General features: G+C 54.2%; 22 protein-coding genes. 9 read left to right on the top strand and 13 right to left on the bottom strand.

The window, feature by feature from the left end:
• Nucleotides 1–103: 103 nt before the first annotated feature.
• Nucleotides 104–1072 carry a ChaN family lipoprotein gene (locus ACN0YD_RS01685; protein ID WP_417316907.1) on the top strand — a complete coding sequence of 323 codons (969 nt, stop codon included), beginning with the start codon at nucleotides 104–106 and terminating at the stop codon, nucleotides 1070–1072.
• A gap of 170 nt (nucleotides 1073–1242) precedes the next feature.
• Nucleotides 1243–2130 carry a hypothetical protein gene (locus ACN0YD_RS01680; protein WP_417316906.1) on the top strand — a complete coding sequence of 296 codons (888 nt, stop codon included), beginning with the start codon at nucleotides 1243–1245 and terminating at the stop codon, nucleotides 2128–2130.
• A gap of 43 nt (nucleotides 2131–2173) precedes the next feature.
• On the opposite strand, the gene ACN0YD_RS01675 is transcribed toward ACN0YD_RS01680, so the two are convergent.
• Entirely contained in the window at nucleotides 2174–3433 is a 1260-nt protein-coding gene (locus tag ACN0YD_RS01675; protein ID WP_417316905.1) for a diguanylate cyclase domain-containing protein, read from the bottom strand.
• Between the two features lie 278 nt (nucleotides 3434–3711).
• On the opposite strand from ACN0YD_RS01675, the gene ACN0YD_RS01670 reads away from it, so the two are divergent.
• Nucleotides 3712–5037 carry an amidohydrolase gene (locus ACN0YD_RS01670; RefSeq protein WP_417316904.1) on the top strand — a complete coding sequence of 442 codons (1326 nt, stop codon included), beginning with the start codon at nucleotides 3712–3714 and terminating at the stop codon, nucleotides 5035–5037.
• Between the two features lie 42 nt (nucleotides 5038–5079).
• Here the strand turns inward: ACN0YD_RS01670 and ACN0YD_RS01665 are convergent, their stop codons facing one another.
• Genes ACN0YD_RS01665 through ACN0YD_RS01645 form a run of 5 tightly spaced genes read right to left on the bottom strand, consistent with a single transcriptional unit; the run spans nucleotide 5080 to nucleotide 7067 of the window.
• The gene (locus tag ACN0YD_RS01665; protein WP_417316903.1) at nucleotides 5080–5517 is read right to left on the bottom strand and encodes a PaaI family thioesterase; all 438 of its coding nucleotides are present in this window, start codon (nucleotides 5515–5517) and stop codon (nucleotides 5080–5082) included.
• On the bottom strand, nucleotides 5514–5948 hold the full coding sequence (locus tag ACN0YD_RS01660) for a PaaI family thioesterase (protein ID WP_417316902.1): 435 nt from the start codon (nucleotides 5946–5948) through the stop codon (nucleotides 5514–5516). Before ACN0YD_RS01660 ends, ACN0YD_RS01665 begins: the two co-directional genes overlap by 4 nt.
• A gap of 23 nt (nucleotides 5949–5971) precedes the next feature.
• The gene (locus tag ACN0YD_RS01655) at nucleotides 5972–6391 is read right to left on the bottom strand and encodes a group III truncated hemoglobin (RefSeq protein WP_417316901.1); all 420 of its coding nucleotides are present in this window, start codon (nucleotides 6389–6391) and stop codon (nucleotides 5972–5974) included.
• A complete protein-coding gene (locus ACN0YD_RS01650) occupies nucleotides 6391–6801 on the bottom strand; it encodes a SufE family protein (protein ID WP_417316900.1) in 411 nt (136 codons plus the stop codon). The genes ACN0YD_RS01655 and ACN0YD_RS01650 overlap by 1 nt, the downstream gene beginning before the upstream one ends.
• An 8-nt stretch (nucleotides 6802–6809) precedes the next feature.
• Nucleotides 6810–7067, bottom strand: coding sequence for a sulfurtransferase TusA family protein (locus ACN0YD_RS01645; RefSeq protein WP_417316899.1), 258 nt, complete (start codon nucleotides 7065–7067; stop codon nucleotides 6810–6812).
• Nucleotides 7068–7444: 377 nt separating this feature from the next.
• Here ACN0YD_RS01645 and ACN0YD_RS01640 point away from each other — a divergent pair, with 377 nt between their 5' ends.
• Nucleotides 7445–9670, top strand: coding sequence for an EAL domain-containing protein (locus tag ACN0YD_RS01640; RefSeq protein WP_417316898.1), 2226 nt, complete (start codon nucleotides 7445–7447; stop codon nucleotides 9668–9670).
• A 13-nt stretch (nucleotides 9671–9683) separates the two neighbouring features.
• Here the strand turns inward: ACN0YD_RS01640 and ACN0YD_RS01635 are convergent, their stop codons facing one another.
• From ACN0YD_RS01635 to ACN0YD_RS01625, 3 genes are all read right to left on the bottom strand, one after another.
• Complete coding sequence (locus ACN0YD_RS01635; protein WP_417316897.1) at nucleotides 9684–9962, bottom strand: hypothetical protein; 279 nt, start codon at nucleotides 9960–9962, stop codon at nucleotides 9684–9686.
• Between the two features lie 8 nt (nucleotides 9963–9970).
• The gene (locus tag ACN0YD_RS01630) at nucleotides 9971–12325 is read right to left on the bottom strand and encodes a S8 family peptidase (protein WP_417316896.1); all 2355 of its coding nucleotides are present in this window, start codon (nucleotides 12323–12325) and stop codon (nucleotides 9971–9973) included.
• A 68-nt stretch (nucleotides 12326–12393) separates the two neighbouring features.
• Nucleotides 12394–12981, bottom strand: a complete 588-nt coding sequence (locus tag ACN0YD_RS01625; RefSeq protein WP_417316895.1) for a hypothetical protein — start codon at nucleotides 12979–12981, stop codon at nucleotides 12394–12396.
• Between the two features lie 150 nt (nucleotides 12982–13131).
• Here ACN0YD_RS01625 and mnmC point away from each other — a divergent pair, with 150 nt between their 5' ends.
• From mnmC to ACN0YD_RS01605, 4 genes are all read left to right on the top strand, one after another.
• A complete protein-coding gene (gene mnmC, locus ACN0YD_RS01620; protein WP_417316894.1) occupies nucleotides 13132–15048 on the top strand; it encodes a bifunctional tRNA (5-methylaminomethyl-2-thiouridine)(34)-methyltransferase MnmD/FAD-dependent 5-carboxymethylaminomethyl-2-thiouridine(34) oxidoreductase MnmC in 1917 nt (638 codons plus the stop codon).
• 83 nt (nucleotides 15049–15131) lie between these two features.
• Nucleotides 15132–17075, top strand: a complete 1944-nt coding sequence (acs, locus tag ACN0YD_RS01615; RefSeq protein WP_417316893.1) for an acetate--CoA ligase — start codon at nucleotides 15132–15134, stop codon at nucleotides 17073–17075.
• Between the two features lie 177 nt (nucleotides 17076–17252).
• Nucleotides 17253–17627, top strand: a complete 375-nt coding sequence (locus ACN0YD_RS01610) for a hypothetical protein (protein ID WP_417316892.1) — start codon at nucleotides 17253–17255, stop codon at nucleotides 17625–17627.
• 37 nt (nucleotides 17628–17664) lie between these two features.
• Nucleotides 17665–18945 carry a hypothetical protein gene (locus ACN0YD_RS01605; RefSeq protein ID WP_417316891.1) on the top strand — a complete coding sequence of 427 codons (1281 nt, stop codon included), beginning with the start codon at nucleotides 17665–17667 and terminating at the stop codon, nucleotides 18943–18945.
• 53 nt (nucleotides 18946–18998) lie between these two features.
• Here ACN0YD_RS01605 and ACN0YD_RS01600 read toward each other — a convergent pair whose 3' ends face one another.
• Nucleotides 18999–19421, bottom strand: a complete 423-nt coding sequence (locus ACN0YD_RS01600; protein WP_417316890.1) for a hypothetical protein — start codon at nucleotides 19419–19421, stop codon at nucleotides 18999–19001.
• A 97-nt stretch (nucleotides 19422–19518) separates the two neighbouring features.
• A complete protein-coding gene (locus ACN0YD_RS01595; protein ID WP_417316889.1) occupies nucleotides 19519–20652 on the bottom strand; it encodes a hypothetical protein in 1134 nt (377 codons plus the stop codon).
• 276 nt (nucleotides 20653–20928) lie between these two features.
• Here ACN0YD_RS01595 and ACN0YD_RS01590 point away from each other — a divergent pair, with 276 nt between their 5' ends.
• Nucleotides 20929–21399, top strand: a complete 471-nt coding sequence (locus ACN0YD_RS01590; RefSeq protein WP_417316888.1) for an aminoacyl-tRNA deacylase — start codon at nucleotides 20929–20931, stop codon at nucleotides 21397–21399.
• Nucleotides 21400–21402: 3 nt separating this feature from the next.
• Here the strand turns inward: ACN0YD_RS01590 and ACN0YD_RS01585 are convergent, their stop codons facing one another.
• Both ACN0YD_RS01585 and ACN0YD_RS01580 read right to left on the bottom strand, forming a co-directional pair.
• Nucleotides 21403–21900 carry a nuclear transport factor 2 family protein gene (locus ACN0YD_RS01585; RefSeq protein ID WP_417316887.1) on the bottom strand — a complete coding sequence of 166 codons (498 nt, stop codon included), beginning with the start codon at nucleotides 21898–21900 and terminating at the stop codon, nucleotides 21403–21405.
• A gap of 3 nt (nucleotides 21901–21903) precedes the next feature.
• A complete protein-coding gene (locus ACN0YD_RS01580) occupies nucleotides 21904–22623 on the bottom strand; it encodes an alanyl-tRNA editing protein (protein ID WP_417316886.1) in 720 nt (239 codons plus the stop codon).
• Between the last annotated feature and the right edge of the window lie 26 nt (nucleotides 22624–22649).

Here is a 22649-nt window from a genome sequence, read left to right as displayed (position 1 = left end):
CGTTATCCTTCTCCCCGGGGCAAGACAGTTGACTTGCCGGGATCAATCCGCAAAGCTTGCCCCGAACTCTTACCATCACAAGTATAACAGAGATCGGCCCAACATGAGATTTTCCTGTATCATTGCCCTGTATTTTTCTTTATTCGCAAGCCTTGCCTTCGGGGAAAACCTGGAAGGAAAAATCTGGGACACGAAGCAACAGGCTTTCATAGCGGAAAAACAGCTTCTGAACCACCTGAAAAAGATGCGATTTGTGCTGCTGGGCGAGGTTCATGACAACAAATCCCATCACGACCGGCAGGCCAAGTTGCTTGAAAGACTGATCGGCAGCGGACAGGCGCGGGCCGTGGTTTTTGAAATGGTAGACCGAAGTAAACAGAACGCCTTTGCCATTTTCCGGGGCCGCTTCCAAACCCCCGGCCCCGATACAGAATCCGTGCGGCACGATGCCACCGGCCTGGAAATACTGCTGGACTGGAAAAACAGCGGCTGGCCGAACTGGGACTGGTACAAGCCTTTGTTTGACATCGCCATGCTGAAGAATCTGCCGCTCGGTGCCGGTGGCCTGTCCCGCCACGATGTGGGGGCCGTTCATAAACAGGGGCTTGCCGGCCTTAGCCCGGACCTCAGGGAAATTCTCTCCCCCTGGCTGGACATTGAATGGCCGGACAATCTGGAGCAGAGAAGTCGCCGGGAAATCAGGGAAGGTCACTGTAACGCCCTGCCCGAAAATATCCTCCCTGCCTTCAGTCTGATCCAACGGCTCCGCGATGCTTCCATGAGCCAGAGCCTTATGGAGCAAAGCCTGAAGAGCCTCGATGGACAAGCGATTCTGATTGCCGGCAACGGACATGTCAGAAACGATATGGCCGTTCCCTACTTTCTGTTGAAACGCGGGGCCGATAGCGTTGCGAGCGTCGGCATGCTGGAAATCAGGAAAGAGCTGCAAAAGCCCTCAGACTATGCCCGAATTTATGACCTTGATGGGCTGCCTTTTGATTTTGTGATTTTTACAAAGGCGGCAGAACGGGAAGATCCCTGCGCCATGTTTAAACAGAAATCGGAAAAATAGAGCTGCAGGCGTTCGCCAAACCCGAACCTGATTTGCTGATTTTGAATATATCGGACGCTACTTCTGCCTGGGCGCCAGCGTCAGCCTGTAAAAAAACTGCCATTTTCAGAAGCTAGATATGATCAAGCGGGAGGATTATTCAGTTTTCCACCCTTTCGCCGGAGAAATAAATGTTCACGAAAATTGCCTTTGTTACTGCCTTCCTGACGGCTTCGCTTGCCTGCGCCGTTGCTGGTGAAAAACCCCTATATCAGGCAGTCCTGCTGAAGAGCACAGAAACATTCGATGCCCGCCAGGGAATAGCCGTGGATGAAAATTATTTCTATGCCACCAACAATTTCCGTATTACCAAACATGACAGGAAAACCGGCCGGCCCCTGCTGCAATGGGACGGCGAACAGGAAGGAGCTCCGCTTGTTCATCTGGACAGCATGATGGAGCTTGACGGCAGGCTCTATGCCGCCCATTCCAATTATGGCCAGAGGCCGATGACAAGTTCCGTGGAAATTTGGGATGCAGGGACCATGGCTCACATCGGCACCCACAGTTTCGGAATCAATCGCGGGTCTTTCACATGGCTTGACCGACACAAGGGCTTCTGGTGGGGCGCTTTCGCAAATTATGACAGGGTTCCAAAAGGTCAGACCGCGCCTTATGGAGAAACCCTGAATACCCAGATCGTCAAAATGGACAATAATTTTAACATTCTTCAGTCCTGGACTCTTCCCGAAAAAATTCTGCAACGCATGCGCCCCATGAGCAATAGTGGAGGCTCCTGGGGGCCCGACGGATATCTTTACCTTACCGGACATGACCATGGGGAACTCTATGTCATGGAACTCCCCCGTGCCGGATCAGTTCTTCACTGGGCCGCCACGGTAAAAGTGCCCAATATGGAAGGTCAGGGCATCGCCTGGGACCGATCGTCATCGGAACGTCGCCTCTGGGCTATCCGTAAAAAGGATCGCATGGTATTTGAATTTTCCATTCCGGAGATCACCGAAACCATCCCACATCCGGAAGGGCGGCTTCACGGCAAGGCATTCAACAAAAACTAAAAAGCCGGCACTCGGCGGTATTTTGCCGCACCGGAAGAGTAAATTAGTTACCTTTCCCGGCAGCACGCATATCCGCAGGGACAGAGGCGCCGGGCGCGGAGGCCAGCATAATTCGTCCTCTGCCCGCTTTTTTGGCGGCGTAAAGCGCTTCATCCGCGACCTTGACAAGGTCCTCGGAAGACCGGGCATGAAGCGGATACAGGGCGACCCCCATACTTGAACCCACATTAAGCACCTGGTCGTCCACCGTAAGCGGCTGGCCAATCTTTTCCATAATACGGTTCAGGGGAATCATGATTTCGTCCACATGCTTGATACCGCCCAGCAAAAGGGCGAATTCATCGCCCCCCAGACGGGCGGCAATGTCGTGGCTGCGAATATTGGAGGCAAATATTCCCGCGACTTCCACCAGAAGGCTGTCGCCCATGGGGTGCCCGTAGGTGTCGTTGACATGTTTGAATTTGTCCAGATCGATCATGACCACGGCGAAGCGTCCGCCGGTCTGCCGGTTCTGATGCAGAAGGGCTTCCAGTTTTTCGGTAAACCTGACACGATTGGCAAGCCCGGTCAGGGAATCATAATGAGCCATATGCCGGATCACACGCTCCGACTTCTTGCGCTCGGAAATATCGGTATAGGTGGCAATGAAACCGCCGTCAGGCATAGGTGTACGCAGAACCTCGAGGGTGCGGCCATCCTGCATATCGCGTTCATAATGTATGACATTCTGTGGCAGGTCATACTCGGCGCAGTTTTCCGGCACTGCGGACTCAGCCTCGTCGCCGCTTTCGAGAAGCCGTAAGCGCGCTTTGTCCAGGTCAGCAGTGACCTCGCTGAAGGCAATGCCTACCCGCGCCGTCCCCTCAGGCATACTGAACAAGGGTTCAAATTTCTTGTTCCACTTCAGAAGCGTCCCGTCGGCGGCAACAGCACAGACCGCCTGTGGCATATTTTCCATTATTGCCGACACAACCCGGTTGTTGGCTTCCGCCTCTTCGCGGGCAAGAAAGTTGTCTTCAGCCAGGCCGATATTTTCCGCCGCAATCTTCTGCATGGCGGATTTTTCCGCTGCCAGGGCATCACGGCTTGCCTGAAGATCCAGGGTCGCCTCTTCCAGCCGCTCCTCCAGGGAGTTGTTTTTGCTATAAAGATGGAACAGGAAAACGCCAAGCAGAACAATCGCCCCCACACCGGTGATCGGCGCATATTTGGGAGCAATAAACACCATCCCGGCAACCAGCAGGGTCAAGGTTAGGGAGCCAAGGATCGGATATATGATTGAACTGGTCTTTTCTTGTGTCATTATCAGCCCTGAAAACTACGGTATACCTAGGTTATAAGCTATTTATAAACAAAACATTGATATATAAATTTGTATCTAAAATTGCCCCTGTTTTTGTCTCCGAACTGACCCAAATGATGCTGAAATTTCAGGGTTTTTTCCCCTGCATTTTTTTTACCGGGAACGCCTGGTCGGTTCATGAAACGCGGATGAGGTTTTGTTTGAACTCCCCTCCTGATCTGATACAGTCGGTGTCAGCAGTAAGTCTGATTTAAAAAACAATACTACGGGGATATCCAATGAAAAAAACCGCTGCCTTGTTTTTCGGCATGATCCTGATGGCCTCCTCCACCGCCTTTGCGGGCGATGATCTGGCCAGCGCCGTTGCGAAGGATTACGACAAACATCTGAAAGATCTTTTCATCCACTTCCACCAGAATCCGGAACTGAGTCTGATAGAAACCAAGACCGCCGCCCGGATTGCGAAAGAATTGCGGGCCGAGGGCTTCGAGGTGACCGAAGGGGTCGGCGGCACGGGCATTGTCGCCATCATGAAAAACGGGGATGGCCCGCTGGTCATGATGCGCGCGGACATGGATGGCCTGCCGGTGGAAGAGAAGTCCGGCCTGTCCTACGCGTCGAAAGCAAAACAGAAAGATCCAATCACCGGCAATATGGTGCCTGTGATGCATGCCTGCGGACACGACGTGCATATCACCAGCCTTGTCGGCACCGCCCGGCGCATGAACGCCATGAAGGACCAGTGGTCCGGCACCCTGATGCTGATCGGTCAGCCGGCCGAGGAACGGATCATGGGCGCCAAGGCCATGATGAAGGACAACCTCTGGAAGCGTTTCGGCAAACCGGACTACGCCCTGGCTTTCCACGTGTCATCCAACGATGAAGCGGGAATCATCAATGTTTCTGAAAACTCACCCTATGCCGGGTCCGACAGCGTCGATATTATTGTCCACGGCATTGGATCTCACGGGGCCTATCCCCATGCCGGCAAGGATCCGGTCCTGATCGGCAGCCAGATTGTGGTCGCCCTGCAGACCCTGGTTTCCCGTGAACTGCCGCCCCGCTGGCCGGGAGTGGTAACCGTCGGCTCTTTCCATGCCGGCACCAAACATAATATCATTTCGGACCGGGCCCATCTCCAGCTCACCGTGCGGAATACGAGCCCGGAAACCCGGAAAATCCTTCTCGACGGCATCAAAAGAATCGCCGTTAACATCGGCCGGGCGGCAGGCCTGCCGGAAGACAAGTTGCCGGAAGTCATCTATTCCAAGGAAAGCACCCCGCCAACAGTCAATGACGCTGCCACGACCAAGCGCCTGAAAATGGTCTGGAGCGAAAAAATGGGTAAAGATGCCGTTGTAGACATCCCGACCAAAGGTATGGGAGCAGAGGACTTCCCCTTCTTCACCACCGACCCGGCCATCAAAAGTGTTTATTTCGCCATTGGCGGCACTCCGAAAGAGACCCTGGAGGCAGCGAAGACGGGTGGTCCGGCGGTTCCAAGCCATCATTCGCCGCTGTTCAGGATTTCTCCGGAACCGGCCATCACCAAAGGCGTTGAGGCGACAGTTTATGCCTTGCTGGACCTGATGGCCAAAAAATAACACTTCCCCTCCTGCCCCGGCGGGAGGGGATTCCCTTTCGGTTCAGATTTCGTCGATAATCAGGAAATGCAGATGGGCCTTGGCGATGGGTTTATCGTGGTCTTCCTGCCAGGCGACCACATGCAGATTGGCAAAACGGCGTCCCATACGCACGACTTCCGCCCGGGCAAAAACATCCTGCGGTTTGCCGCTTCTCAGATAGTCTATGCTCATATCCACTGTTTTAGGGCTCTTGGCCATGTCCAGGTCGAAAACAAGCTGGCAATAGGCGGCAATTTCCATCATGGCCGCCACTGTGCCGCCATGCAAAGTCGGCGGGAAGGGCGCCCCGATCAGGTCCTCTTCGAAATCCATCACTGTGATCAGCGTGCCGTCCTGCCGTTTGAGGCGCAAATGTAAGAATTCCCCATAGGCGCCATCAGCTATTGGACAATCAAATTCTTCCAGGCAGTGGAGGGGTTTCAGATCTTCTACAATCATTTTCCCGCTCCGGAATCCAGACTAATCTCTGCAATGGAAAAGGCCGCCATGGACTGGGCCACAGGTTTTTCCGGATCATCACACCAGGCCACCCCCCTGGCGAAGGCCACTTCGCGGGTCAAGCGAATACATTCGGTGCGGGAATAAACCGTATGGTTCGGCAGGCAGGGCCTCAGGAAGTCCATCCTCAGGTCCAGGGTCGCCAGCTTCCTCATTTCACCCAGACGTTTGAACACCGCCGCCCCTAGCGCCGTATCCATCATGGTGGTAACGGCGCCATTGGCAATGATTCCACTGCCCTTGCGGGCGACAATAGCTTCCTGGAAAGGCATTTCCACAATCATGGCATCACCGTCGGTTTCGACAAACCTGAGCCCAAGCTTTTTGGCATGGGGAATGAAAAAGACAATTTCCTTTAGATCCATGGCCATGACAGCTGTTCTATCCCTGTTGTTTAACTCTGGTCCCCCGGGGTCCAGGGCTTGGCGACAAACCCGCCTTCCTGGCCCAGTATCCTGAAGATAGCAATTTGCAGGCTTTCCGCAATAAGATTACTGCGGGCAACAAACTTCTCTGCCAGCTCCGGCTCGTACAGCTCCTGCGCTGTGGCATGAAAAAGCTCGAGCCAGCGGGAAAACATCTCCCTGTTGATGCCTTTGATCCCCACATGGGGCGGCACGGGCCGACCGTCATACCCGCCGGTTTTCAGCATCACATTGCCCCAGAAGGCATACATTTTCGGCAGATGCTCCTGCCATCGGTCACCGATCTTTTCCATGAAAATGGGGCCAAGCAGCTCATCCTCGCGGATTTTGCCATAGAAGCTATCCACCAGGGTTTTGATATTCTCGGGGGTAATTTCGGAAAATACCATCAGGTCACCCCGGCATAGGCCCGGGCAACGGATTTGATTTTCTCGTCCATGGCAAACAGGCCGTTGGTGCGCATGGGAGACAGATGTTTTTCAAGTCCCAGCTGGTTGAGAACATCACGGGCATTGGTCTTCATGATCTCGGCCGGGCTTTTGCCTGAATAGATCATCAGCATCAGCGCCACCAGCCCCTTGACGATATGGGCATCGCTCTCGCCCCGAAAGACCACCTTGCCGTTCTCCAGGCCATGCACCAGCCAGACCCGGCTGGTACAGCCATGCACCCTGTTTTCCTCGGTCTTTTCCGCTTCATCCAGTTCCGGCAGATCCCGGCCGAGGTCGATGATATATTTATAGCGGTCTTCCCAGTCTTCCAGAAATTCAAAGGTCTCGATGACTTCGCTGATGTTCATAACTGATGCTACCCTGATTTGCCCTGTGCGCCGCATTTGCGGACCAGATATATATATTCGCCGTCCTCTTCACTCTGTTCTTCCAGTTTATGGCCGGCCTGGTGACAGAAGTGCGGAATATCCAGAAGGGTCATCTCGTCCGTGGCCCTGACCCTGATATAGGAGGACGGTGCACTGATTTCCAGCATTTTCCGGAGACGCAGCACCGGAATGGGACATTTGTGTCCTGATACATCCAGTTCCCTGACTTCTCTTTCCTTGTTCATTTCCACGTCCTGCCGGGCCTTCGGCATCAAATATGACTGTTGTCTGAAGCCGATTTAGCATTTCGTCCCCGGGCTGGCAAAATAATTCCGTCCGGGGGCTCGGCCAATGGACGAAATTTTACGGCAGTTACCCGACAGACAAAGGGACGCGAAAATCGAAGATATTCAACAAATGAGGGTATTCTGCCCATGGTCGCATAAAGGGAATTGTCGAACAATCCCCCCGCGGGGAGAATGTATTTTCTCTTGCAAATAAAAAGACTTACCCCCCATGCCGATTGATAGATTTATATTTATCTATTTGCTTTGCGTTAACCACAAATTAAGCCTGCCCCCCTAAACTCGTCAGAATTGCAGACAGGGATTCAGCACATAGTATGAATGGTGATATATTGCCGGTAAGAAAAAAAACAGCTGCACCAGCGGCAGGCGATATTCAGTTTTTGCTCGAGGGGTTGCCACATGGGGTTGCGTATTTTGACCGCAACCTGCGTTTGGAAACCTTGAACAGGAAGCTTCTGAATATTCTCGAAATACCGGAAAGCATTTTCGGCGAAACCACCTATCTGCGTGATGTTCTTGAACACGCAGCCCCTGCTTGCTCCGATCAAAAAGACTCCGTTTCCGACGCCATGATTGCCAGGATGAAAAAAGCCGACCTGGCGGACAATCTTTCTGCGTTCTCCGCCGAACATAATCTGGAAAACGGCAAACATGTGGAAATCAGGGGAGAAGTCCTTCCCGGCACCGGTTATGTGCTGACCCTGGCGGATATCACATCCCGCAAAAAAATTGGTGTTCAAAGAAATAATAACGCAGCCGAGAGCCAGGACAAAACAGGAGACGCCGGTAAAAACGGCTCGTTGGATACCCTGGAACTTGCCAAAGAACTTGTTGCCGCACAGAACAGAGCCGAGGAATCCGCACGCCACACCCAGGCCATTCTGGATGCAATGACGGACGGCCTTCTGACCATCGATAAAAATGCTGTTATCGTGGCCGCCAACCACGCGATCGAGAAAATGTTCGGCTATACTGTTGATGACGTGATCGGACAGAGTCTGCTGTTCCTTCTGAATTCCACATTTTTCGTGAACCAGGAAGACCTCGTTATCTATTTCGATTCCCTTGAGCGGGAAAAAAAGGAATATAAACGCAAGGAAACCGGTTACCGCAAAAACGGCACCCATTTTCCAGTCGAACTGAGCATCCGGGAAGTCGGCATTGGCGAGCAAAAACAGTTTACGGTACTGGTCCGCGACGTCACGGAAAGGTTCGAGGCCGAGGCCCTGATCCGGAAAATGGCCATGCATGACAGCCTGACGGGACTGGCCAATCGTAATCTGTTACAACAGCGCCTTGATGAAGCCCTGAGAATGGCGAAACGCCTGGGCAAGAAAGTTTCCGTCATGTTCCTTGATCTGGACATGTTCAAGCCCGTGAATGACCTTTACGGCCATGCCACCGGCGACCGTCTGCTGCGGATTGTGGCGGAACGGCTGATAGAATGCGCCCGGGAAGTGGACACAGTAGCCAGGCTCGGCGGCGACGAATTCGCTATTGTCTTTACCAACCTGGACGATGAATCAGTGGTCACAAAAATTGCGCAGCGGATTCTCGACAGCATCCAGCAGCCGATCGAGATTGACGATAAAATCCATCATGTGGGCACCAATATCGGCATCAGCTTCTTTCCTCATGATTCCCGCAACCCGGATGAACTGATCCGTATGGCCGATGTGGCCCTTTATCAGGCCAAGGACAACGGCCGCAGGCTGTATCGCATCTATGATTCCCTGATGGACGCTTCCGCCAAGGCGGAAAAGGAAATCGAGATGGATTTGAGCGAGGCCATCGAGAAAAACGAATTGAGCCTCTATTACCAGCCGCAGCTGGACACCATCGACAACAGCATTGTCGGCGCCGAGGCACTGGTCCGCTGGTGTCATCCGACCCGGGGTATTGTGCCGCCCAATCAATTTATTCCCATTGCCGAAAATTGCGGAGAGATCATCCCCATTGGCCAATGGATCATGGAAACCGCCTGCCGTCAGGCAAAGGAATGGCAGGAACGGGGACTACCCCCGTTCAGGGTCTGTGTGAATATATCTGCCAAGCAGTTTCACCTCAGTGACTTTACAGAACGCGTGGAAGATGCCCTGTACAACTCAAAACTCGCTCCCCAGTGGCTCGAGCTGGAGATCACGGAGGGCATGGTAATCGCCGACAAGGCTGCCATCATTCCAAAATTGGAAAAACTGTCCAGTCTCGGCGTCACACTCGCCATAGACGATTTCGGCACCGGATACAGCTCGCTTGCCTATCTCAAGAGATTCTCGGTCCATCAGCTGAAAATCGACCAGTCCTTTATCCGGGATATCACCGAGGACCATGACGATGCGGCCATCACCGATGCCATCATTCGCCTGGGCCACAGTCTGGGTCTAAAAGTCGTGGCAGAAGGTGTGGAGACAGAAGAACATGTCCAGCTTCTGCGCCAGAAGGGATGTGACGTGTTGCAGGGGTTCCACTTCGCCGAACCATTGCCTGTCGCACAGTTCGAGGACTGGGTCCAGATCCACAACGACAAATTGTCTGGCTAGACGGCAACCGGTTCTAATCCCCGGAAGAAAGACAGTCGGCTTCCATTTTGTTCATGGTGAAAGAGCCGCCCTTTGTCCTGTATTTGACCACCTGGGCGGTCATGGCACCCGGAACCTTTGTCTGATATCGCATGCAGCCGTCTTTATCCGGCCCCAGCGGCACCTGATATACCCCCGCGGAGGTTTCGATCGTGCCGGCCGGCCAATCTGCCGAGGCGGCACGCGGAAAACCGTCTCCCCTTGCACAGGCTGCAAGCATCACTGTCGAAAGAAGAACCATCAGATATTTCATATCTCACCTCAGAAACCGGAGGAAAGCCTGAGCAGGACAGATGAACTGTCCCCGGCCCTGCTGCTGTGTCCCGGATTGATCTGATGCAGCAGGTTGACGCGCAATCTGGCGCCAAAAAAGTTTCCCGTCTCCAGGGCCAGCTCAATATCCAGTTCCCGGCCGTCCGGGACAAGGGAGATCTGTCGGCTGGAAAAGTTCAGCACATCGTTCACATAGTCCCGGCTTTCCACATAACTGACGCCCGCCTGTCCGCTCTCGACCCGGAGCGGCTGACTTAGCGCCAGGCTCATCTGTTCGCCGAGCCCGGCAAGATTACGGCCTTTCAGACCAAGAGAGAAACTACGGGACAGCAATCTGTCCATGTTGCCAAGCAAACTGGCCGTCGCCGCCTTCACATCGGTAATACCATAGGAAAGACTGCCGAACAGGCTGAGTTTCCCGGACAGGGCATAGTCGAAATTGAGGGTGCCGAACAGGCTGTTTGCCCCTTCCCCGATTTTCAGGGCGCCATCGGAAAGACTGCCGAGAACGGTGCCTTTTTCATGCAGGAACCCTATATCGATTCCGGCAATGAGGGACGGAAAAATGTCATGTTCCAGTTCGGTAAGAAGCAGGGTGCTTTCGGTCTCCAGGTCAAGGCCGTCATATGTCTTCTGCCCCTGGCCCAATGACATCCGGAGCCGGGTTTCCCGGTTCAGCGGCAGGCCCATCAGCGCAGTTTCGCTGCCGTCGCGGATCATCAGGGACAGGAAATCTCCCTTGCCGATGGTCAGAAAGTCATCATGATTATAGTCAGAGGTGATTTCCGCCACCGTCAGACCGCTGGCGAGATTGAAATGCGCCCCGTCCGGCAAATCCTGACGGAAAGAAAAGCGCAGGTCACGGACACGTTTCTCCGCCGCATTCCGGTTGCTGAAGTAAAGCGCATCGATGTCCCGGAACCGGTCTTCCTCTTTCCAGGAAAAACTGATTTCCGCCGTGGATGACAAAGACAATGTCGCGTCCCGGGCCTCAAGGCTGCTGTCAATGATGGTGGAAAGACGCGGCCCCGTCTCGGCAGTACGGATACTGCCGCCCAGGTCAATGCTGTATGACCGGTTGTAACCGTCCAGCATCATGCTGTCGCTAAGCGCCGACGCCATTCCGGCGAGACTGCCAAAAGCGCCGGGATCGTATATGACGCTATTGTCCGTCGACAGGGTCGTCACATCGCCGGACGCGGTCTTCACTGCCACCGACGTGGCGCCCTGCGGGGCAAAGGCAGCCGTCAGATTGACCAGACCGGAGCCATAAACCGGGTCAAGCCCGGCATCCCCCAGATCGGTAGCCGTGCTATAGAGCAATTCCGCCACCTGTTCGCCGGTCAGGTTGGGAAAGGCCTGGAACAAAAGTGCCGCCGCCCCGGCGATATGGGGCGTAGCGAAAGATGTGCCGGAATAGAGCCAGTGAAAATCTTCATCCTTGTCAACAACAGGCACGCCTTCACCTGCTGCCACCAGAAAGACCTCCCGGGCATCGTCACCAGCTTTGTAACTGAAATCGCTGATCTGGTTGGCTTCATTCACCGATCCGGCAATGATAATCTGGCCATTGGCCCAGTTTTCCAGCGCATCCAGACTGGAAGCCTGGGGTTCGTCTCCTGTGCCCGCGGGATCGCTGTCTTCTATGTTGCCTGCGGCAATGACAATCACCAGGCCGGCCTCCACCGCATCCTGCAACGCATTTTTCAGCTGTGAATTGTTGGGCGCGTCACCACCAAGGCTGATATTGATGACCTTGGCGCCGCGCGCGACAGCATAATCCACCGCATCGGCAATATCGTTATCATAAAATACGCAGCCGTCTTCTGTTTCACATGATCCCGGGTGTGCCGCATTAATGGCGAGAATGGTCGAGTCAAAGGCCACTCCATGCACCCAGGTATTGTTTTTTTCAGCCGCGATTACCCCGGCGACCGCCGTCCCGTGACCACTCAGATCCTCAACACCTGACGGGCTGCCGGAAATGATATTGATGCTTGCTGAATGGATATTGTTGTCCAGTTCCGGATTATCCGTATCAATCCCGGAATCGATCACCGCCACGGTGATACCTTGTCCTGTAGCCCCCGCTTCATAGGCGGCAATGGCCCCGATCTGGTCAAGTCCGTAATTCAGGCGATATTCCGCAGTGTTATAATTGACGACCGGCACAATAGGCACCGTCGGCGCAGGTGTCGGGTCGGAAGTGGCAGGCACCGGGGAAGCAACAGGCCCGCTCCCCCCCGAGCCGCCGCAGCCGGCAAGCCCGAAAATCAGGGGGACGGCAATGACCGCACCTGCTAACCTGATCAGATTCAATTGTTCCCCCATATTAAGGACCATGCCCAAAAGCTCCATACCATATCGCAAAGTCTAGACACCGGAGCTTACCTAAAGATTAATCCGTATACTCAATTATCACTCTGATCCTCTTCCTCGTCCTCAAACCGGCGCTGGTTGAGATTGCGGTGATAAATGAAATCGAAAACCGTTTCCCATTCCCCGGTCCCTTCCTTGCGGCGTTCGGACCGGTTCAGGAGCGTACCGTCCTTGTTCGGGACCCAGCTCATCCTGTAGTCATAACCGCCTACAGGTGTCTCCGAATATAAAATGAAGGACTTGTCCTCGGGCCCGCCTTTAAGCACCTGGGAACCGGCCTGGTTATCGACCCAGAACTGCACCCACTGGGCCCCGTCAAAGGCGGTCAGGCTCTTGCCGTTCATCCGAAAAGGCACTTTCGGAGAGGAAAAATGGTCGTCCAGTGAAATCCAGCTCTGCTGCAGGGCGCAACCGGCGAGGGTCCGGCTGACCCGGTCATAGCCTGCCAGCTTGCCGCTGTCCCGGTGATAGACCAGCCATTCCCCGACCCAGAAGTCAAACAGCCTGAAGACCGGATGAGAACAGGGAATAATCGGTTTCTTGCTGTCCTTCGCATACCCGGGCTGTACCATTGCCACAAGCAACAGAAACAGCACGCCACATAACCGACCGGTTTTCATTCAAACTCTCTCCCTGAATGCACTGTTAACCATACCGGCAGCAGCATAGCGGCAATCCCGCAAAATGCCAATTGCTTCAAATGGCAATTGCTTCCGGCGCAGGGTTTCCTATGATCGGGGCATGACTGTTGCATATGGAGAAAATAGCGAATGTCGCCGGACGACCTTTACTGGCAGGATGATGTGACCCCCGCGTCCCGGCGGTTTGACGACATCTATTACAATCCTGAAAACGGGCTGGAAGAAAGCCGTTACGTCTTTCTACAGGGTGTTGGCGGCCCGGACGTCTGGAAAGACCAAGACCAGTTCAGCATCGGCGAAACCGGTTTCGGCACCGGGCTTAATTTCCTGCTCACCGTTCGGGAATGGCTTGCCACAGCCCCCGAAGAGGCCCGGCTTTTCTATTTATCCGTGGAAAAATACCCGCTTTCGCCAGCGGATATCCGCCGGGCCCTCTCCCGCTGGCCGGAACTGGCACCTGAACTGGAAGAACTCCTGGCCGTCTGGCCGGAGCGCATAGAGGGATTCCACCAACGCAGCCTGTTCGGCGGACGCATCACCCTGCTGCTGCTCTTCGGCGACGCCTGCGACATGCTGGACAAGGCTGTCCCCCGGCCACTGGATGCCTGGTATCTGGACGGCTTTGCCCCGCGTCGCAATCCGGACATGTGGAACGAGCAGTTATTTACCTCTGTCGCCAGCCTGAGCGGACCGGGCACCCGGATTGCCACCTTTACCGCCGCCGGGTTTGTGCGCCGGGGACTGGAAGAGGCGGGCTTCATGATGGAAAAGGCGCCGGGATTCGGTCACAAGCGGGAATGTCTGCGCGGCAGTTTCAGAAACGACCAGCCAATAACCGCGCCCCGCTTCCTTGCCGGTGAACCCTGGTACAGCCTGCCTGCCCCGCTGGATCGTGCTGGTCAAATTGCCGTGCTGGGCGCCGGGATTGCCGGCATGATGACCGGCTGGCATCTCGCCCGGGCGGGATACCGGGTCACGATCCTCGACCGGAACGCCTCCCCCATGCAGGAAGCCTCGGGCAATCCGGCCGCCATTCTTGATCCTTTCCTCAGTGTTGACGACGGACGGGAGGGACGTTTTCACCGCCATGCCCTTTTGCATGCCCTGCAGTTCTATCATGCCCTGCCCGAGGGAATATTTTCTCCCTGCGGCATTGAGCGGCGGGCCACATCGGAAAAAGAGCAGGAAAGATTCGAGCGTCTCATGGAACGCACTCCCCTGCCGGATCATATTTTGCAGCGACAAGAGGACGGCAGCCTCCAGCTTCCGGCCCTCGGTTATCTGATCCCGGAAAAGCTTTGCGAATTTCTGGGCCGGGACCTTGAATTCCGGGGCGGTCTGGAGATAGACCGGCTGGAACAGCGTCACGGGCGCTGGCATCTTCTTGATGCCGACGGAGGAAGCCTTTTCGAGGCTGATGCCATGGTGCTGACCGCACCGTCCCTGATTCGAAAATCCGAACTGACCGGCCACCTGCCACTGGAAGCTTTAAGTGGCCAGGTTAGCCTGTTTCGCGCCCCGGCTGAAAGTCCGGACCATGTGATCACCGAAGAGGGATATATGGTGCCGAAACTGACCGTAGAGGGCAGCGACGCCCTGCTTGCCGGTGCCAGCTTCCGGCCTGTGGAAAATCCTGACGTACCGCTGCCACAGACCCCGGAAGAGCACGAGGAAAACAGGGAGAAAGCCGCCGCCCTGGCGCCCGGACTGGACAAGGCCGAATTGCTGGGCGGGCGCAGCGCCATCCGCTACTTCAGCCCCGATCACCTGCCCTATGCAGGGCCGGCGCCGGACCGGGATTTTTACCTGCGGGAATATGACGACCTGAAACACGGTCCGCGCCACCGGCCGCTGCCCGATGCCCGCTACCATAACAACCTCTATATCCTGAGCGCCCTGGGGGCGCGCGGGTTCCTGAGCGCCCCTCTTCTGGCCACCCATCTGACAGGAATCCTGGCCGGAAACGTTCCGCCTCTGGAGAAGAAAATCATCCATGCCCTGCATCCGGCGCGCTTCCTGATCCGTAAACTGATCAAAGGGCGCTGAAAACCACAAGTTTCTTTGACTCAGGCCCGTCAAAAAAATATGATGTACATATACACAACCAGCAAACATATAAGGGATGAGCCATGTCTGAAATAATCACGCATCCGGTGCCTAAAGAGGTGGCCGCACGGGCCCATGTCAACAACGACAAGTATCTGGAAATGTATAAGCGATCGGTCGAGGACCCGGAAGGTTTCTGGGGCGAAATGGGTCGCACTGTTGACTGGATCAAACCTTTCACCAAGGTCAAGGATACTTCTTTTGCCAAAGAGGACCTGCATGTGCGCTGGTACGAGGACGGCACGCTCAACGCCTCTTACAACTGTATCGACCGGCATCTTCCGGAAAAGGCCGACCAGGTCGCCATTATTTTCGAAGGCGACGAGCCCGACGTCTCCCGCAATATCACCTATCGCGAGCTATATGAGGAAGTCTGCCGTTTCGCCAATGTGCTTAAAGAGCATAATGTGAAAAAAGGCGACCGGGTTACCATCTACATGCCCATGATTCCCGAAGCCCTGTATGCCATGCAGGCCTGCGCCCGGCTCGGCGCCATCCACAGCGTGGTATTCGGCGGCTTTTCCCCCGAGGCCCTTGCCGGTCGCGTGCATGATTGCGAAAGCCATGTCATCATTACCGCCGACGAAGGCCGGCGGGGTGGCAGGTTCGTGCCGCTCAAGGCCAATGTGGACAAGGCGCTGGAACATAAAGACATCAGTGTGGAAAGCGTGATCGTCGTCCGCAATACCGGAAATAAAGTGAACTTCGTCGAGGGACGCGACGTCTGGTACCAGGATGCCGCGGCAAAAGTACCGGCCGAATGTGAACCTGTGGAAATGAACGCGGAAGATCCGCTGTTTATCCTTTACACCTCCGGCTCCACCGGCCAACCCAAGGGGGTTCTGCATACCACTGGCGGATATCTGGTCTATACCAGTCTGACCTTCAAATATGTGTTCGACTATCATGACGGCGATGTTTACTGGTGCGCCGCCGACGTGGGCTGGATCACCGGCCACAGCTATATTTGTTACGCACCGCTGGCCAATGGTGCCACCATGGTGTTTTTTGAAGGTCTTCCCACTTATCCGGATGCCGGACGGCTTTGGCAGACGGTGGAAAAACACAAAGTGAATATCCTTTATACTGCGCCCACGGCCATTCGCGCGCTGATGGGCGCCGGGGACGAATTTGTGACAAGACATGACCGGTCCAGTCTGAAACTCCTGGGATCGGTGGGCGAACCGATTAACCCGGAAGCCTGGGAGTGGTATTACCGTGTCGTGGGCGACAGCCGTTGCCCCATCGTTGATACCTGGTGGCAAACTGAAACCGGCGGCATCATGATTACGCCGCTGCCCGGCGCCACCGACCTGAAACCCGGTTCCGCAACCCGTCCCTTCTTCGGCATCAAACCGCAGATTGTGGACAACGAAGGTAAGGTTCTGGAGGGCACAACCGAAGGCAATCTGGTTATTACTGACAGCTGGCCCGGCCAGATGCGTACCGTTTACGGCGACCACGGCCGTTTCCACCAGACCTATTTCGCCAATTATGCCGGCAAATATTTTACCGGCGATGGCTGTCACCGGGACAAGGACGGTTATTTCTGGATCACGGGCCGGGTTGACGATGTGATCAATGTGTCCGGCCACCGCATGGGCACGGCCGAAGTGGAAAGCGCCCTTGTTGCCCATCATGATGTGGCAGAGGCCGCCGTGGTCGGCTATCCCCATAACATCAAGGGTCAGGGCATTTACGCCTATGTGACCCTGAATACAGGAATTACCCCCACGGAAGAGCTGAGAAAGGAACTTGTCAACTGGGTGCGCAGTGAAATCGGACCCATTGCCACCCCTGACCTGATTCAATTTTCCCCCGGACTGCCGAAAACCCGGTCTGGCAAGATCATGCGCCGCATCCTGCGCAAGATTGCGGAAAACGAATATTCCAACCTGGGTGACACCTCCACCCTTGCGGAACCGGCCGTGGTGGACGAACTGATTGAAAACCGGCAAAACCGGTAAGCCAACACAGACAATTCCCGAAAATTCCAGGCGGCCACCTTCGGGTGGCCGTTTTCTTTCACACTCCTTTTTTTGTGCGCCTTCACCCGATACAATTTTAAATTGTCTTCCCTTGGTGCCTGTACTACAATTTTCCGACAGTTTCATGCGAGTACCACTCAACAGGAGACTGGCTCCATGTCTTTCAAAGAGGTGCCTATTGATCCCGCTGGCGGACAGATCACACTCAATATTTCCATCGAAAGCAATTGTTATGTGAAATATCTGATCGAGCTACGGCCGGATGAAACCAATGGCGAAGTGCTCAAATCCTGGCGCGGACATAACAAGGACGAGACAAGTTTCAGTTATCAAGTCAACCGGTCAGCAAGAGATTTGAAATATGATTTTCTCAACTGGGAATTTACGATCTTTCCCTTTCCGGGAAAGGATGATTCCTATTACGAGATTAAATTTCAGATTCAACAGGGGCAGAAGGAACTGTTCTCGGCATCTTATTCAGGTGAGCCGGCCATGCCCGTAATTGAGTCCGGGGAAATTCTTTTCGTCTGAACACAAACGGTCACGACATAACAGGGGAGGGGGAAATATGCATAGATTCTTTTATGTTTGCATGAGCTTGCTGCTGATACATGGTGTTGCCTCTGCCGAGGAAGTTCCAAATACAGATGACAGCATCAATAGTACGGATAGTTTTAAAGTAAAGGAACTACGGGAAGACTTCCTTGTTCCCAATTCTCCAGCCTTTGCCATCATGGGGCTCTCTCCCGAGGAAGTCATCACACCGACCACTCCGCAGGAACTGGCAACAGCGCTCCTGAACGGTATCGACGCCAACGGCAACTTTCAATCGGGTGTGGCCATGGATTTCTCGCCTTATCTGATGTTGGTGGGACGTGACCTGACGCTCTATGACTACCGGCATAACCGGGCGGCGCGCATTCTGTCCAGAACCCAGCTTTCCTTTGCCATTACCAAAGGGGCGGAAGAAGCGGACAAATCCAGTCGACTGGCGCTGGGTATGCGGGTGGCCATACTGGATTCAGCTGATCCCCGTGGGGACGACAGACTGACGGCCTGTTATGACCGGGAAAATGACTTGTTGGAAACGGAGCGGACAAATTTACAGAGAAGCATTGCGGTTCACCGGCAAAATATCCGCAAGACCAATGATAGAATTAAAACCCTGGAGAACCAGCCAAACCTGCCGGTTTCTGAAATTGAAGAATTGCGCCAGCTGCGCACCGACCTGAATAACCTCGCCAGCAGCCTGGAAGAAAAACTGGCCGAGCAGGCCAATCTTAAATCCAGAAGGCAGGATTATCTTCAGCAAAACTGGCTGACCTGTAATACTGAAATGGAGGAAAGAAACTGGAACGCCTCCAACATTACCGTCGGCCTCGCCCATGTCTGGGTCAGCGAGGACGGTAATCTTGGCCAGCTGGATGGCCGCGGCTTCGCTGCCTATCTGTCCGCCGCCTATGGCTTTGAAGGCATCCCCGGACTTGATGACAGGTTTCATCTGATCGGCTCGGTCACCTACAGGACCAATGAAACCATTCCCGACCCGAACAGTACCGGTCAGTTTTTCGAACAGGATACCCTGGTCGGCGGCCTTCAGTTACGGGTGGCCGGCCCCGATATGGGTGAAAAAAAGGGCGGCCGGGACCTCGCCTTTTTCTTCGAATATGATTTTATCAAAAACATGCCACATGACAGCCCGGACGAAACGACCAACCGCTGGGCGCTTGGCGCGGATTTCAAGATTTCGGAGGGCTTCACCCTCAACCTGTCCCTTGGTGATGAAACCGGCGGGGAAATGCAGTCCGGCGGAAGCTTTGTCATCAGTAACCTGAACTGGTCATTTTAGGAATTGATATCAAGGCAACGCCGATTACTGAAACGGCGTTGCTCTTTTGTCCATCAGGCCACTGGCGCAGGTGATGCCGCCGGCTTGTAAACCAGTGCTGTGGTCATGCCTCCGCAGATATAAACCACGATCTCCGCCAGGACCCCGGCCACTGTCGTCTCCACGCTGAACGGCAGAGCCGTATGGAGAATAACATTGGTTGTGCCCATGAAAATCCCGATGACAACGCCGAAACGCGCCCCTTCCATCAGATCCCCAGCCTCACGTCCCTTGATGTAGATATAACAGAACAGGGCCGTCTGAACCAGATAGGCGAACAGAAACAGCGGCATCATGGCCATCATCTCTTCCTCGCTTCTGCCGATGGCCATAAAACTTTCATAATAGGACTGGAGCACGATATCGGAGCTGATCCCGACAATAGCCATAACAATATAGGCGGCGACAACCGCAAGCACATAGCTTTTTATGTTCATCTTAAAACTCCCCTTATTTTTTTGAACAGGGAAAGTATACATCATTCGAATGCATTCACAAAAAGTCGCCTGTTAATGACAGAAGAGCGCAGCCGGATTAGCGATAGTCGGAATTCTTTCCAAGGATCTCGGCAGCCTTGTCTTCTTCACCCATTGCAACATAGGTGTCCGCCATCAATGCATAGAAACGAGGTTCCTCAATTTTCTTGGCAAGCACCATACGTAAATGCCCCAAGGCATCTTCATACCGCCCCTCATTGTAGGCATCCTGCGCCATATAGTACCTGTAATAAGGATTTTTCATCTGGTAGTTCCGGGCCTGCTTTCTGAAATATTCAGCTTTTTCGTAGCTCTCCAGATGATCATAGAGAATGGCCAGGTTGGACATGGCTGAATAGTTGGACCCATCATATTTCAGAGACATAAAATAGGCCTGCTCAGCATGTCTGAAGAGATTATTCAAACGGTAAAATACCCCGAGGTTGGACCAGAATTCGGAACCGGCAGGAGAAAGCCTAAGGGCCTTGACGAAATAACGGAAGGCATTTTTCATGTCCTTTTTTTCAAGATATTCCGCACCGATGTTACTGTAATAATGAGCCTCCGCTTCGCGGTCGGACAATTTACGCACGGGATAATAGGATTTCACATTGATCCTGTTGATATCCACAATCGCATCAAAGGGTGTGTTCGTTCTGGCCCTCACATTCACATGACGGCTCGCATACAATATGTTTTCCGATTCCTCGGACCATTCAGGCGGGATATCCACTTCCTGAAAGACAGTCTGAACGCCACGTTCCCTAGCCATGGCAGTAACCAGGAAACTGAAGCCGAGACAATTTCCTTCCGCCTTGCGAAACGCTTCGCGGGCCGTATAGGTAGCCTCCGGATTATATTCCATGCCGAGAGTACCCTGCCCGATCACAGCCGCCATCAATGTTCGTATCTGGACATAGTCCTTGTGCCCTTTCGGCACATAACGATCCAGAAACGCTTTCATCTCCGGGGTCAATTCAAGCACATGATCTTCCGGCAATGTCAGGCTGTCCGCTTCCCTGCCGAACAAAGCCCGGCCCGTCAGCAGGTCCTCCCGGGAAATTCCCGCAGACTGCTCCGACTGCTTGCTGCTATATACCGAAGAACATCCGGCCAGAACCAGCAAACAGATCGCTACGGCAATTCTGCCGCAAACTGAAAACGTATTTCCCAGATCATTAATGCACCGCATACGCTCACCTATCGTCCCCCGGTCACGTCACCCCTGTTTTTTAATTTTTAGATATTTGCTTGTTTTAATATATCACAGATCGGGCGAGCACCGGGGTAAAATTCTGTAACCTGCCGGATATCCCCCTGTCATATGAGACCCCTGAAAAGGCCACATCCTCTATTGTCCTCTGACGATATGGTGCTTTTTCCGAGATTTTCAATGAATTTTGTAGTACAATATCACCCCTCTCCAGATCGTAAATAAGAAATACAGCCAGCAGCCAAGGAGGCAATAATGGGTATAGCCATATCCCTGAAAGACTATCTGAGGAGCATGAACACCTCCTATGAAACTCTTACGCACCCCCATGCTGAACGCAGCATTTATATCGCCCGGAGCGCCCATATCCCAGATGAAAAACTGGCCAAGGGGGTCCTTCTTGCCTCCGGCAGCGGTTACCTGCTTGCGGTAATCCCCGCAGGCCACCGACTGGACATCCACAAGATTGAACATGTTCTCAAGGAAAAGATCAACATGGCGTCCGGAGAAGAAGTGGAAATGATTTTCAATGATTGCGATCCGGGCGCTGTCCCTCCGGTCGGCCAGGCTTACGGCCTACTGGTCCTTCTGGATGACCATCTGGCTGACTGCGCAGACATTTATCTGGAAAGCGGCGATCACGAATCCCTGGTGCACCTGGATGCCGAGGACTTTCATTACATCATGCAGGGCGCCGTATACGGCGATTTTTCCCAAAATGGCTAAAGCCTATTTTTGGGGCGAGGCTCCCGGCCGGGCCAGGTCGGAAACCTTCTCCCAGACCTCGTTGGGTACCAGAAATGTCAGCGAATAATGGGCGATCTTCCACCCATCTCCCTGCTTCATCACAACACCAGTCCCCCGAAAATCACCCCATTTTTCCGACCGGGTGATTTCATCGAACCAGCCGGTCCGGCCGTCCGGGGCAAAATTGATATGTTTCTCGATGGAACGATAGGACCAGCCCTTGCCGTCCCTGAACCTCTCGCCCACATATTTTTCAAACGCCGGATAGGGCCAGCGCTCCCGGCTGTCCGTGCCCATGAAAACCGCGTCAGCCGTCAGATAGCCCAGATAACGCTTCTTGTCCCCCTTGTCCGCCGCATCGTGAAAACCATCCAGAAGTGCAGTGACAGCCTGTTCCTCCACCGCCCGGTCAAAAGCCAGGGCCTGAGTGTTAAAAAAGATTATGGACAAAATTCCAAAAAAAATTGATCTGGTTTTCATTACTTACTCTCCTGCAAAAATAATATTAACACGGCGATTGCGCCGGCCCTTGTTTTCGATCTTGCCGACCCTGAGCGGCCCGATTTCTCCGGTCCGTTTCACATGGGTGCCGCCACAGGGCTGCAAATCCACGCTCTTCCCCACTTTCAGCAAACGCACCTGCCCCGAGCCCCGGGGCGGCTGCACTGACATGGTACGCACCAGTTCCGGATTTTCATCCAGTTCCTCATCAGTGATCCAGTAGCTGTTGACCACATGATCTTCCTCCACCAGACGGTTGAGCGTTGCTGTAATCTGTTCCTTGTCCAGGCTGGTCTCGCCAATGTCAAAATCAAGCCGGCTTTTATCGGCACCGATCTGGCCGCCGGTCACCCCGCAGGGGATAACAGAACAGAGAAGATGCAGGGCCGTATGCATGCGCATATGCCGGTAGCGGCGGGTCCAGTCGATTTCCGCCTGGACCGTTAATCCGGTTTCGGGTGACGCCTGCCCCTCTCCGGGCACATGAATGATTTCCCCGCTGTCCCGGTCTTTTACCGTGGTGGCGATAATGATCTCCGATCCGTCAGGCAGAACAAGACGGCCGCTGTCGCCGGGCTGGCCGCCGCCGGTGGGGTAGAATACCGTCCGGTCGAGAATGATGCCGCCCCGGTCGTTGACGGACGCAATCTGCGCCGGACAGGCTTTCAGGTAGGAATCCTCCCGGAACAGCTCGCTTGTCATTAAGTCATATCCCCTTTTCCGATTAT

The organism is Emcibacter sp., assembly GCF_048269205.1.
Classification (GTDB): Bacteria; Pseudomonadota; Alphaproteobacteria; order Sphingomonadales; family Emcibacteraceae; genus Emcibacter.
The sequence above is the reverse complement of the archived record's forward strand: the minus strand, read 5'-3'. Positions and strand labels throughout refer to the sequence as shown.